This window comes from Brenneria sp. hezel4-2-4 (genome assembly GCF_013155275.1).
Lineage (GTDB): Bacteria > Pseudomonadota > Gammaproteobacteria > Enterobacterales > Enterobacteriaceae > Brenneria.
In genome coordinates this window covers 154,467-168,417 of sequence record NZ_JABJXS010000003.1, presented here as the reverse complement: position 1 = coordinate 168,417, position 13,951 = coordinate 154,467, and the positions used below count along the sequence as shown (strand labels likewise).

Annotated in this window: 7 protein-coding genes; 2 read left to right on the top strand and 5 right to left on the bottom strand. The window is 54.1% G+C overall.

The window, feature by feature from the left end:
* Window positions 1-7: 7 nt before the first annotated feature.
* Entirely contained in the window at window positions 8-1,336 is a 1,329-nt protein-coding gene (argA, locus tag HOY33_RS07520) for an amino-acid N-acetyltransferase (protein WP_172289601.1), read from the top strand.
* 153 nt (window positions 1,337-1,489) lie between these two features.
* Here argA and HOY33_RS07515 read toward each other — a convergent pair whose 3' ends face one another.
* Entirely contained in the window at window positions 1,490-2,803 is a 1,314-nt protein-coding gene (locus HOY33_RS07515; RefSeq protein ID WP_172289600.1) for an MFS transporter, read from the bottom strand.
* Window positions 2,804-2,902: 99 nt separating this feature from the next.
* A complete protein-coding gene (locus HOY33_RS07510; RefSeq protein WP_172289599.1) occupies window positions 2,903-4,099 on the bottom strand; it encodes an L-talarate/galactarate dehydratase in 1,197 nt (398 codons plus the stop codon).
* A gap of 338 nt (window positions 4,100-4,437) precedes the next feature.
* Here HOY33_RS07510 and HOY33_RS07505 point away from each other — a divergent pair, with 338 nt between their 5' ends.
* Window positions 4,438-5,460, top strand: coding sequence for a LacI family DNA-binding transcriptional regulator (locus HOY33_RS07505; RefSeq protein WP_172289598.1), 1,023 nt, complete (start codon window positions 4,438-4,440; stop codon window positions 5,458-5,460).
* A 117-nt stretch (window positions 5,461-5,577) separates the two neighbouring features.
* Here HOY33_RS07505 and recD read toward each other — a convergent pair whose 3' ends face one another.
* The 3 genes from recD to ptrA are packed head-to-tail and all read right to left on the bottom strand — an operon-like array spanning window position 5,578 to window position 13,941.
* The gene (gene recD, locus HOY33_RS07500; RefSeq protein WP_172289597.1) at window positions 5,578-7,443 is read right to left on the bottom strand and encodes an exodeoxyribonuclease V subunit alpha; all 1,866 of its coding nucleotides are present in this window, start codon (window positions 7,441-7,443) and stop codon (window positions 5,578-5,580) included.
* On the bottom strand, window positions 7,436-10,984 hold the full coding sequence (gene recB / locus HOY33_RS07495; RefSeq protein WP_172289596.1) for an exodeoxyribonuclease V subunit beta: 3,549 nt from the start codon (window positions 10,982-10,984) through the stop codon (window positions 7,436-7,438). The genes recD and recB overlap by 8 nt, the downstream gene beginning before the upstream one ends.
* Window positions 10,981-13,941 (bottom strand): pitrilysin, encoded by a 2,961-nt coding sequence (ptrA, locus tag HOY33_RS07490; RefSeq protein WP_172289595.1) that lies wholly within the window; start codon window positions 13,939-13,941, stop codon window positions 10,981-10,983. The genes recB and ptrA overlap by 4 nt, the downstream gene beginning before the upstream one ends.
* Window positions 13,942-13,951: the final 10 nt, after the last annotated feature.

Here is a 13,951-nt window from a genome sequence, read left to right as displayed (position 1 = left end):
AGTCCCAGTGAAGGAGCGTAGTACAGAACTGGTGGAAGGCTTCCGCCACTCGGTTCCCTATATCAATGCCCATCGCGGCAAAACCTTTGTCATCATGCTGGGCGGCGAAGCCATTGAGCATGAAAACTTCGCCAGCATCATTAACGATATCGGGCTGCTGCACAGCCTGGGGATTAAGCTGGTGGTGGTTTATGGCGCCCGCCCGCAGATTGACAGCAACCTGACCACCCATCACTACGAGCCGCATTACCACAAAAATATCCGCATCACGGACAGAACCACGCTGGAGCTGGTTAAACAAGCCGCCGGGATGTTGCAGTTGGATATCACCGCCCGGTTGTCGATGAGTTTGAATAATACGCCGCTACAGGGCGCGCACATCAACGTCGTCAGCGGCAACTTTATTATCGCCCAGCCGCTTGGCGTGGATGACGGCGTGGACTACTGCCACAGCGGACGCATTCGTCGTATCGACGAAGAAGCCTTGCACCGCCAGTTGAATAGCGGCGCGATTGTCCTGCTGGGGCCGGTCGCGGTTTCCGTCACCGGGGAAAGCTTCAACCTGACCTCGGAAGAAGTCGCCACCCAGTTGGCGATCAAGCTGAAAGCCGAGAAAATGATCGGTTTCTGCTCTTCACAGGGCGTGATCAACGAAGAAGGCAACATCATTTCCGAGCTGTTTCCGGACGACGCCCAACGGCGCATCGAAACGCTGGAAGAACAGGGCGATTACCAATCCGGTACGGTCAGATTCCTGCGCGGAGCGGTGAAAGCCTGCCGCAGCGGCGTACGCCGCAGCCATTTGATCAGCTATCAGGATGATGGCGCGCTGCTTCAGGAACTGTTCTCCCGCGACGGGATTGGCACGCAAATCGTAATGGAAAGCGCCGAACAGGTACGCAGGGCGACGATTAACGACATCGGCGGCATTCTGGAGCTGATCCGCCCGCTGGAACAGCAGGGCATTCTGGTCAGGCGTTCCCGTGAACAGTTGGAAATGGAAATCGATAAGTTTACCGTGGTGGTGCGGGATAATCTGACCATTGCCTGCGCGGCGCTTTATCCTTTCCCGGAAGAGAACATCGGTGAGATGGCCTGCGTCGCGGTGCATCCGGACTATCGTAGCTCCTCGCGCGGCGACATGCTGCTACAGCGAATCGCGGCCCAGGCTCGCCAGCAAGGACTGAAAAAACTGTTCGTCCTGACCACCCACAGTATCCACTGGTTCCAGGAGCGCGGATTTTTACTCGCTGAAGTGGAAATGCTGCCGAAGAGAAAGCAGGAGCTGTACAACTATCATCGCCGTTCAAAAATCCTGGTTCTGGATCTGGCCTGAGCCCTGGCGATGCGAGAACGGTCGGAATACGTAGCGGCCTGGCTATTACGATAGGGTAAGTCTACTTTCGACAATATAAAAAAATGCTGTTCCGGGAAGGGGTTAAATATTCCGGAACAGCAAAAAGTGTAGCCAATTTACCCAATATCTGCGTTATTCCCCCCAGGGAGGCTCAATCCGGATACGCTCCAATGGCCCGACGATAAATACATAAGAAATAAGCCCAATTACGCCCATCGATCCCACATACAAAATGGCATAATCAAACGATTGAGTGGCGGACAAAATAAAGCCAATCACTAACGGCGTAACGATGCTGGCCAGATTGCCGCACATGTTAAAAACCCCGCCGGCTATTCCCAGAATTTCTTTAGGTGAGGTGTCGCTTAATACACACCACCCCAGATTGCCGAAACCTTTGGCAAAGAAAGCCAGGCTCATTGCCGCAATAACCACCACCTCCGACCCGGTGTAATTAGCGGCGACGATAGAGCAAGAGAGCAACATGCCGCAGATAATCGGGAGTTTGCGTGATATTGTCAGACTATAGCCGCGCCGAAGCAGATAATCTGAAAAAACACCGCCCATGAGTCCGCCAATAAATCCGGCGATAGCGGGCACAGAGGCCACCAGACCGACTTTCAGTATCGACATCCCTTTCGCCTGATATAAATAAGTCGGAAACCAGGTAAGAAAAAACCAGGTTATTGAAGTAACACAAAACTGGCCGATATAAACGCCAATCATCATGCGATTAACGCAAACCACTTTAATTTGTGAGAAACTGATTTTGTTTTTCTTAGCACTGCTGCCTAAATGAGGTTCTCCGCCGCCAGAACGAATATAGTCCATTTCCTCCTGATTAATGCGTTTATGCCTGAAGGGTTCCTGAACGTAGATAAACCAAAAGCCGCCCAATACAACCCCGATAGCGCCAATATAATAAAATACATAGTGCCAGCTCAGGTTATGTAAAATAACCGTCATCAATGGCGTAACGATACCTAAAGAAATATATTGTGCAGCTTGATAAACAGAGGTAACGAATCCCCTTTCGTTATTGGGAAACCATTGTACGCTAAGGCGACTATTGGCCGGGAACGCCGGAGCCTCGATAGCCCCCATCATTAACCGCAGTATAATCAAAACGATAAGCGGGGATGCAAAAAGATAAATGGTTCCCTGAAACATCGTGACAATGGACCAGGCGATTAACGCGCAACCATACACTAAGCGCGATCCAAATTTATCCAGTAATAATCCCCCTGGAATTTGCATAATAACGTAGGAAATGCCAAAAGCGGAAAAAGCCAGCCCCATGACTTCCGGATCAAAACCTAACTCCTTACTCATAAATGGAGCAACAACTGAAAGCGTCGCCCGGTCTGCATAATTAAAAACAGTTGCCAGAAAAAGAAATAATAGAATTACATACCGGACATTCGTCCGCTTTTTTAATGTATTCATGACAGACAACTCCTGTTAATAAGGGTTGCATTTAATTGGATTTGTAGGGATACAGATAAAAACCGTGACTGATGGCATAAAGATCAGTCACGGCGTTCATCAGGGACGTTTACCAAACTCGCAAGCCAGCGTGGTCCATTTTCGAGCTTGTTCACTGAGGGTAAATCCAAGCCCAAGGCGTTCAGAAACCCACATACGGCCGTCACGCAGCTCAAGCTGTTCGTTAAAGAGCGGGTTTAGCCATTCGAAATGTTCAAGCCAGGGTTCGATAGGATAGGCGGCAGCCAAATGCAAATGGACTTCCATCGCAAAATGGGGGGCCAGTTTACGACCATGCTTCGCAGCCAGATCCATGATTTTCAAAAAAGGCGAAATCCCGCCAACACGCGGGGCATCGGGCTGTACAAAATCGCTGGCGTTGCCGAGGATCAGCTGTTCATGCTCCCGAAAACTGGTCAACATCTCACCGGTTGCGATAGGTGTATCAAGGGCTGAAGTCAGTGCGGCGTGCCCTTCCACATCGTAGGCATCAAGAGGTTCTTCAATCCAGACAAGATTGAATGCTTCCATCTTGCGCCCCATGCGAATTGCCGTTTCACGATCCCATTGTTGATTGGCATCCACCATCAGCGGGAATTCATCCCCCAAGGCCTCACGCACCGCAGTGAGGCGGCGAATGTCTTCTTCAGTGTTGGGCTGCCCCACCTTCAGTTTTATTCCGCCAATGCCGCTTTCACGTGAAATAACCACATTTTTTAAAACCTGCTCCAGCGGCGTATGCAGGAACCCGCCGGAGGTGTTATAGCACTGCACGGAATCACGATGCGATCCCAGCAGTTTCGCCAGCGGCAAACCGGCGCGTTTGGATTTCATATCCCACAGCGCAATATCGATTGGCGAAATAGCCTGCACAGCCATGCCGCTACGTCCGACAGAGGCCCCGGCCCACAGCAGTTTGGTATAGATTTTGTCAATATCGCTGGGATCTTCGCCAATCAGGTTATCAGCGATTTCTTTGGCATGGGCATAGATACCTTGCCCTCCGGCACGTTTTGAGTAACTGAACCCCACCCCTTCAAAACCATCCCGACTGCGAATTTCAGCAAAAATAATCGCGACTTCGGTGAGCGGCTTTTGTCGGCCAGTAAGCACTTTTGCATCGCTGACGGGCGTTGCCAGAGGTAAAAAGGCCAACGAGATTTTCACCCATACGATCCGATCCCCTGAATCAGCAGCGGTTCTGGCATTGGTGACGTTGGCGTAGCTTACGGCATCTGAGTTAGCACTGATGGTCATCTTTCATCTCCAATAAAATGATTGCGCAATCATTAATAAACCCGATATAAAGACATGACCATGAAAAGAGCTTAATCTTGCAAAATAGATCACAAAATAATCGATAAAAACAAAAAATCGCCCATGAAAAAATAAAATATGTTTGCGCAATCATTAAGAGAAATGTTTTTTCAGAGAGCCTATCCTCCGAGCTTCAGCAGGAAATGACGGGACAGACGAAGAGAGTGATCCTGATACGGTAAGTCTCTGTTCAATGGATAGATGACTGGAAAATAAGCGCACCATCAACGATAATCCGACGGACATGAGGTCAGATGTCTTACAAAAGGGAGCCTTGATTGAAAAGCGGTAAAAATACCGGCAATAGCCAGCAACGCCCCCCGACGCTGGAAGACGTGGCTCGTGCGGCAGGACTGTCGCCAATGACAGTCAGCAGAGCGCTGAACAATCCCCAAATTGTCCGGCCGGAAACCATAGGCAAAGTGATGGAAGCCGTTCGAGCCACTGGCTATATACCCAATATGTTAGCGGGTGGTTTAGCGTCCAAACGCAGCAAGCTTATTGCTGTCGTCGTCCCTCAGATAAATAACAACATGTTCGTTGATACCGTGCAGGCGATTAGCGACGAGCTTGCGGTACGTGGTTATCACATGTTGCTGTGTGTCGCAGGATACACGCACGAATCTGAAACCGATATTGTGGCGACCATTCTTTCTCGTCGTCCGGACGGCATTGTCCTCACCGGAATTCACCACTCTTCGGAGTTAAAGAAAATTATCCTCAACGCCAGTATTCCGGTGGTGGAAATCTGGGATCTGACCCCGACACCGCTTGATATGCTGGTCGGTTTTTCTCATGAAAGAATAGGCAATGCCATCGCTCAGTATTTACTGATCAAAGGCTACTTGCGACTCGGCCTGCTCTGGACAGAAGACAGACGAGCCGGACAGCGTAAGAAAGGAATTCATGAGATTATGCAAGCGCAGCCAGGCTGCCATATCAGCGAAACATCAGTCCCTTTACCCGCGACCTTAGCCCTGGGACGTCGCGGATTAAGCAATCTTCTTGCCGATGGCGGCAGATTCGATGCCATCATCTGTAGTTCCGATACTCTGGCGCAAGGCGCCATTATGGAAGCCGGCGTAAGAGGATTGAGCGTGCCGGATAAACTGGCGGTGATTGGATTTGGCGACCTTGATTTTGCGTCGCACAATACGCCTTCGATCACCACAATCAGAATTGATCGCTGGAAAATAGGTAAAGACGCCGCCGCGATGCTGGCAGAAAAAATCGAGGGGAAAAACGTTACGGAACCCATCGTGGATATTGGTTTTTCACTGATTGAACGTGAATCCGCCTGATAAACGCTATCCGGATTACCCCCGCCGCGACGAAGCCCACGGATAGGCTGAGCAACGCAGCCAACGCAGCCAACGCAGCCAACGCACATGCAGCTTGAAGTATGACGGGTAATAAGCCTAATCATTCTCGCCGGATACAATCAGGTTTATTCGCTCCACCAGCCCGCTGTGTCGCTGGGTCGGCGTTTTCACCGCCCGACACAAAATCTTCGTATCGCCATATAACGAAAGGCGCTGACGGGCCCGGGTGATGGCGGTATAAACCAGCTCCCGCGTCAACACCGGCAGGTACTGATTCGGCAATACCAGTGCGGTATGCTCAAACTCCGACCCTTGCGATTTATGTACCGTCATGGCATAAGCGGTGTCATGCGGCGGCAAACGGCTGGGGGCCACCGCCTTGGTTTTTCCATTCGGTAACTGGAAATAGACCCGCAGTTCAGCATGTTCACTCAACATGGCAATACCGATATCACCATTAAATAATCCCAACACCGCATCATTACGTTCGATCATTACCGGGCGGCCGACATACCAGCGATTGAGTGGATTGCGGCTACTCTGAATCAGCCCGGTTTTATGCAACGCCTGTTCGATTCGCTGATTAAGCCCCGCGACGCCAAATGGCCCCTCGCGCAGGGCACACAGTTGACGATAACGCTGGAAAGCCAGCAGAACCGCTTCCGGACTGGCACCGGAGGCAAGAAGTTGTAGATAATCACGGTAGCCTTCAACCCCCTGAGCCAGCATCCGTCGGTAATCTTCCGTTTCCTCCAGCGGGTGACGGGCGATATCCGTAAACGTACCGTTCAAAACAGCAAGAACACGCCGCTCGTCACCGTTATTTACCGCCAGCGCCAGTTGCCCAATACCAGAATGCCGATCAAAGCGATAGCTCCTGCGCAGCAGACAAATGCCGTCTCCCACGCTCGCCGGGCTTTCCGCTCCATTATCGTCCAACCGGCAACCGGTCAACCGCTGTAGCTGTTGCGCTCTGGCGCTGCTATACCCCGCTTCGGCAAAACGACAGATATCCCCCAGCACCGCCCCCGCCTCGACCGACGCCAGTTGATCGCGATCGCCCAGCAAGATAACTCTTGCCTGCTCAGGCAGCGCGGCAATCAGGTTAGCCATCATCGGCAGATCCACCATCGAGGCTTCATCCACCACCAGCACATCAAGATGCAGCGGGTTCCCCTGATGATGACGCAAACGCTGGCTGTCCGGCACCGCCCCCAATAAGCGGTGAAGCGTTGTTGCTTCCTGTGGAAAACAACCGCGATGAACCTGGCTCAACGAGAGGTTATTCAACGCCGCGCCCAGCGACTCCGTCAAACGCGCGGCAGCTTTGCCCGTCGGCGCAGCCAGTTGAATACGCAACGCCCCCTCCGTATTAAGCTGAATCAAAGCGGCCAGCAGTTTGGCAACCGTGGTGGTCTTCCCGGTGCCAGGGCCACCAGAGATGATAGCGATGCGCCGGGTCAAGGCCACCGCGGCGGCAACTTTCTGCCAGTCAATCTCGTTGCCGATAGCGGGGAACAGCGTATCAAGCACCGCACGGATAGCGGGTTCATCGACCGGGAAATGGTGATCTTGACGGGCAATAAACCGCGCCACCTGCCCTTCGCTCTGCCAGCTGCGCTGCAAATAGAGCTTTTCCCGCCGTAACACCAGCGGCGTCGGACGGCTGCCATCGCCGACCGCCGGGGAGCCGAGTAAATGTTGTCGCCAGCCGGCGATATCCGGCTGACCGGCGGCCGCCAACAGTAACTGCGCCAGTTCGCGATCGCGCCCATCAAACAGCAGCGCAGACTGTAACGTATCCAGCGGCAGGCAAACATTCCCGGCACCTGACTGAGCACTCAGACAGGCCGCGGCCAACAGTAAATGAGGGTGGTCATCGTCTGCCAGCATTCTGGCGAACTGAATATCCAATGGGCGCAGAAGCCGACGCTGCAATGCCGTTTCGAGTAATTCAAGCATGACTGGCATCCTGTATCGGCGTTCCGTCAAACAGTTGATCCAACCCGGTGATAAACGCTTCCGGCGGACGGAAATAAAACACCCCGTTACCGGGGTAACGGTCATCGACACCACGCAGAAACAGGTAAAATACACCGCCAAAATGGCGTTCATAATCATAGTCCGCGATGCGGTGACGCAGGTAGCGGTGCAGCGCCAGACTATAAAGCTGATACTGCAAGTCATAACGGTGCGCGGCCATTGCCTGCATCATGGCAGGCTGCGTGTAGGCGCTGGCATCGGCCCCCAGCCAGTTGGACTTATAATCCAGCAGGTAATAGCGTCCTTCCCAGCAGAACACCAAATCGATAAACCCCTTCAGCATACCCTGAACCTGCTGAAACGACAGGGGCGGACATTGCGCGGACAAAGGATCATATCGCTTCGCCAGACGATCGAACTGTACCGCCTGCATCGGCGCCTGAATCGGCAAATAAAACTGTAGTTCCGCCTGCTTATGCCGGGCATCCAACGCCGACAATGTTATACCTTCATCATTCAACGGCGTGGTCAACACGGTGTCCATCCATTGGCGCAGTGTCGGATGCCAGAGATCTTCCAGCCCCTGCGCTTGCAGTTGTTCCGCCAGCCATGTTTCATCGACCGGTTGCGTAAAATCCAGCGTTTCAAACAGACTATGTAAAAACGTACCGGGACTCGCGCCTCGCGGGAAAGTATGCGGGGTGAACAGCGTTTCCCGCTCCCCCTGACGCTCCCCCATCGCTTCAATATCCAGACGCGGCATCAGTTCCTGTACGGCGGAAGAACCATGCTGCTGCAAACCGGAATAACTGGTCACCCGCCAGCCATCACGCAGCATTCGAACGCTGCGCCGCGCCAGTAGTTCAGGCCGGTCAGACACGCCGGGTTGCCAGGCGATTTCATCGCCAGGCTGTACCGGAGTTAATGCCACACCGTCCCCCGCCATTCCTTCAAGCTCGGTCGCCAGCGCCGCCGCATCCATCTCTTTGCCGCGTTGGAGCAAATATCCAAGCGCACTCAGGTGCATGTCGCTGCTTGCATCTTTCTTGCGTGTGCGCTGAAGTGGCGCGACCCCGACGCTACAGTGATAGATGGAACGGGTAAGCGCCACGTACAATAAGCGCAAATCCTCCGCCAGACGTTCTTCTTCAGCCAATGACTGGCTTTCCTCACCGTTATGGAGATCCAGCAAAGCCTGATAACTGCTTCTGTCGTGGTAAACCCCTTGTGACTGCACCCGAAAATTGCTGATAAACGGCAGCCAGACCAGCGGATATTCCAGTCCTTTTGATTTATGAATAGTCACGATCTGTACCAGATGACGATCGCTTTCCAGGCGGAGCTGCTGGTTCTCCGCCTGCGGATTGGGCTGGGTGATCTGCTGCGATAGCCAGCGCACTAATGCGTGCTCGCTGTCCAGCGCCGACGAAGCATCCTGCAATAACTCACCGATGTGCAGAATATCCGTCAACCGTCGCTCGCCATCGACGCTGGCGAGCAGATTCTCCGCCAGTTGGTGGCGGTTCATGATCGCCCGCAGCATCGGCAATACGCCGCGTTGACGCCAGAGCGCGCGATAACCAGCGAATTCATCAACCAGGGCATCCCACGCCGCTTCGCTGCGGCTTAATGCATCTACCGCCCGCGCGTCCAACCCCATCAGAGAGGTCGCCATTGCGCTACGTAGCGTTCTTTCCTGCTCCGGCGTCAGTACCGCCTGCAACAGCCACAACAGGTCACGGGCTTCCGGCGTGGTGAAAACGCTGTCACGGTTAGAAAGATAAACCGATGGGATCGCCAGCCTGCTGAGCGCATCGCGCACCAGCGCGGCTTCATGACGACTGCGCACCAAAACGCTCATATCAGAGGCCTGAACCAGACGCCGCGCTTTACCGGTTTCCAGCCAAGCCTCATTTCGCTGGCTGGCGGCCAGCCAGTCGCGGATCTGCGCGGCGCACTGCCGGGCCATTAACTGCTGATAGTCGCCAACGCCAATGGACTCTGCGCCCGTCAGCCACAACTGAAGCGCAGGCTGCGGCTCGCCTGCCACATTAAAAACCAGATCGCGTTTCGGCGCGGCGGGTTCGACGGCAAGAAAAGGGATGTCCTTAAAAATAAAAGGATGGTCAATTCGCTGAAATAAACGGTTCACGCCCCGAACCATCTGGTGCGACGAACGCCAGTTGGTGTCCAGCGTATAGTGGGCGCTTACCTCAGAGCGGGCGCGCATATAGGTGAAAATATCCGCCCCGCGGAATGCATAAATCGCCTGTTTCGGATCGCCGATCAACAGCAGGCCACACTGCGGCTGGCCGAGATACAGCGTGCGGAAAATCCGGTACTGCTGGGGATCGGTATCCTGAAATTCGTCGATCATCGCGACGGGATAGCGTTCACGAATTGAACCCGCCAGCAGTTCACTTCCAGGCTGCTGCAACGCTTCATCCAGTCGGCTCAGTAAGTCATCAAACCCTAACTCCGCCCGCTGGCGTTTTTCTTCCCGCACCGATCGGCGAATCTCGCTCAACGCCCGCACCATCACTAAATCACGCAGCGAGAGAGAGGCGCTGAGCAATCTGTCGGTTGCCTCAAATACGGCATGTACCGGCGGTTCGCCTTTTTTGGTTTTCTCCGCCAGCGTCTGTTGACTGAACCTGTCCAGCTCTTTCGGCAACTGATAATCCTGCGTTTGCTGTTCGGCCCACAGCGTCACTTTCTGCAACCAGTTGGGCAGATTTTTACTGCTGTAGCTGCGTTTATCCACACCAGATGCGCCGATCAGCGCCCCCAGATCCGCTGAGGCGGCCAGCCACTGCCGCTTGAAATCATCAATAGCGGCAGTAATCTTCTGGTGCCGGCTCAGCAGCGTCTCATCCTCCTCCGGGGGATGACGAAAAACCGGACTTTCACCCTGCAAGTATGGCATCAGGTCAGCCAGTAAACTCTCCGGCCCATTCCATTCCAGCCCCACCACTCGCGCCACCTCCACCGGCAGCGGATAACAATAGCGACGCCAGAAATCGGCACAGGCCTGACGACGCAACGGCTGTTCATCCTCTATCAGTTCCTGCTCAAACAAAACGCCGGACTCAAAGGCATTAGTGCTTAACATTCGCTGACAAAATCCATGAATGGTGTAGATGGCGGCTTCATCCATCTGGCGTTCGGCGCCAAGCAGTATGTCGGCCGCGCCGCCATGATCCTGGATCTCATCCAGCAGCAAGGTAAGCAGCGGATCCTGACTGCCCCCACGAATACAGGCAATACGCAGCGCGTGGATCTTCTCACGGATACGCTCACGCAGTTCTTCCGTGGCTGCCTCAGTAAAGGTCACCACCAGAATTTCTTCCACCAGCAATGGACGCGGGTAAGCGGACTGCCGCCCCAACCCCAGCAGCAGACGTAAATAAAGCGCAGCCAGCGTGTAAGTTTTCCCCGTCCCTGCCGACGCCTCAATCAGCCGCTCCCCCAGAAGCGGCAACGTCAGGACGTTCAATGATTGCGGCGCGGCATGCTTCATTTTTGCGTACCCTTGCCGATCGATGCGCCGTTATTCAGGGTAGACTCGCTCTGCAACCCGCTCGTGGCGCTCATCGCCGGCGCTTGCTGTAATGGCAGCGTTTTCTGCAACGAAGAGGCGTCAGGATAGGTATGCCAACCCTGTGGCGCGGCATACTCCGCCTGACCATGATGGCTGCCGGAGATTTGCGACAATACCGCCAGCCCTTCAGGCTTCAGCGTCTGCCGGAAGAAATCAGCCAGTTGCGTCACCGTCAGCGGCTTAATTTCGGCAATCAGCTTCTCACGGGTATCAAACGCAAAATTCTCCCGATCCAGATCGTTGGTAAAGCGTCCGACTTCTTCACTGAGCGTTTGCGGACGCTGGCTGAGTTCATTAATCACGCCCTGTTTGTACTGCGCAAAATCTTCAGCCTTCATCGCCCGCAGCCGGTTTTGCGCTTTTTGGTAGAAATCCTGATAGCGCGGATACAGATAGGCAGGCTGTTTACTGTTGCTTTGCAGCAGGAAACCCATCCCCCATTGCCGCCCGACGGACATCGGGAAAGCAAACACCGCATACCCCAACTGCTCTTCCGTTCTTAGCTGACTGTAAAACCAGGGCTGAATAATCTGCCCCAGCACGGCGCTATAGGCCATGCTTTGAATTTCACTATATCCAGTCGGAATGTACACCGCCGCCAGCGCGGAGTCGGTGCTGCTGCCCGGACGCTGCAAATTGGCCCGCTGCGTTTTACGGATCTGCACCTCAGCGCTACGCCACAGGGTTTCTCCGCCACAGTTCAGGCGTTCTTTTAACGTCTGCGCCAGTTCCGTAACCTGCTCAGGCCGCAAGTTACCCACCACCAGCATTTCCGGCGTGGCCTTTTGCAACAACGCGTTTCGATAATCAACAATATCTTGCAAGCGGATATCTTTCAGCAAATTACGGCGTTCAGAACGTTCAGTATAAGGCACCTGCGACAGCGCCTGTATTGGCTGTATGGCTTGTTCAAACGCTTTCGCTTTTTCCGCCGAGTCCAACTGTTGCAAATACCAGGATTTAGCCTGCTGAAGCTGTTCTTCCGTCGAGGCGAAAGAGGAATAGCCCTCCACCAGCGCCAGTAAAAGCTGGGGCAGCCGCTGGGTATAGCCATTGGCGTTGATCACCAAACCATCATTGCTGGAGGTGGAAAAGCTGATGCCGCCCACTGACGCCTGATAGCTCAGCTCATCCAACGCCAGACCGGCCAGATAATCATTCAGCGCGAACAGAACCTGATTGCGCGCCGAGCTGCGGGCTTCTTTATTGCGCAACAGCAGCGTGATATCCGCCTTGGGTTCGTCGGCGAAATAGCGGCTGGGCATATACATCACCCGCAACCCGGGCTGTTGCAGCAACATTTTCGGATGCGTAATGCCGGTATCCGCCTCGATCAGGGAAAAGTCGTCCGGGATGTAGGGATTGATGGCGGGTAAGGTCAGTGAGATGTTCCGCCCCAGTTTTTGCCATTTGGCGAACGTCGCCTCGGAGACTTTGTCGACCTGATAAGGCGCGTCAACAAAATAGGCCACTTTGTTGTGGGGTTCATCCGGGCCGATCAGCCAGATGCGGGCATTCTGCGGCGTCATATAATCCAGCCGCTCGGCGATGGCTTGCGGATCGTAGCGATCGGCCAGATACATGGCATCCAGCGTATGCTCTACCGGCACCCGCAACATGGTGTCCACCAGCCATTCAATATAATCCATATCGCGGCTGATAGAGGGATAGCGGAAATCCAGATCCAGCACATTGGCTATCTCATCAAAATAGCGCTGCTGGATGCCTTCCCGACGCACCAGTTGCAGGTAATTGAAGATTGCCGCAATGACGTCATCGCGCTGCGCCAGCCCTTTATCCGTTAACGATGCGGAAATCGCAAAGATGCCGCCGTTGCGATCGATAACCGGGTCCGCCCCTGCCCCAATCGATTCAACCAATCCTTCTTTTTGCAACCAGTCCGATAGCGTGTTCTGGCTGCGGTTACCGATCAAATAACCGATATAGGTGTCCGTTTTGCTGCGAAACGCCTGGCTGTTGTTTTCCACCCGGAACTCAATCCGCAGCTGTTTGCGTGGCTGGGCCGGGACATAGTGGATCATGATGCCGCGCTGTTTTTCGGTGGTTACCGGTACGGTAATCGGCGCAATGCCGGCATCATGATTGGCAATACGGCCAAAGGTCTCCGCGGCCAGTTTTGCCAGCGCCGGTAAAGGCTGATTACTGTAAATCACGCCTTTCATCAGATTGGCCGAGTAATAACGCTGATAAAACTTCACCAGTTCGTCATGCAGCTTGCTGCCTGGCTTATCGCTCAAGGTGTCGAGGTTGCCGCCGGAGAATCGCGAACCGGGATGCGCCGGATTCAATGTCTCCGCCCCCACCTGCGCCATGCGATGACCATCGCGGGAGCGCGCCATGGTCAGTTCCGCATTCACCGCATTGCGTTCGCGATCGGCGTTAACCGGATCAAGCAAGGGTTCAGCGATGGCATCCGCCAGACGATCGACCGCCGGTTGCAGCGCGTCATTTTCCACTTCCAGGTAGAACGCCGTGCGGTACGACGCCGTGCTGGCATTGTGGCTGCCGCCGTGTTTTTTCAGGAACTCAGACAACGCTTCCGGCTGTGGATAGCGCTTGGAACCCATCAAAACCATATGTTCGAGATAATGAGCCAGCCCTAACTGATTATCCGGATCTTCCAGCGATCCGACCGGCAATGCCAGTGAGGCCAGGGATTTTGTCGCCTGCGGATCGGAAACCAACAGTACGGTCATTCCGTTATCCAGTTTTATCGCCTGATACTGGCGTGGATCTTTCTCACTTTTACGAATCGTTTGCGCCAGCGGCTGCCAACCGGTTTCCGCCCAACTTAACGGAAGCCAGAAAGTGAGTAAAAAAAACAATCCGGTCATCCAGATAAACTGCTTACGCATGCATTTCTCC

Bases quoted from the DNA above. Each gene is read 5' to 3' on its own strand.
- HOY33_RS07515 (WP_172289600.1), bottom strand. From the start codon at position 2,803: ATGAATACATTAAAAAAGCGGACGAATGTCCGGTATGTAATTCTATTA.
- HOY33_RS07510 (WP_172289599.1), bottom strand. From the start codon at position 4,099: ATGACCATCAGTGCTAACTCAGATGCCGTAAGCTACGCCAACGTCACC.
- recD (WP_172289597.1), bottom strand. From the start codon at position 7,443: ATGCTTGAATTACTCGAAACGGCATTGCAGCGTCGGCTTCTGCGCCCA.
- recB (WP_172289596.1), bottom strand. From the start codon at position 10,984: ATGAAGCATGCCGCGCCGCAATCATTGAACGTCCTGACGTTGCCGCTT.
- ptrA (WP_172289595.1), bottom strand. From the start codon at position 13,941: ATGCGTAAGCAGTTTATCTGGATGACCGGATTGTTTTTTTTACTCACT.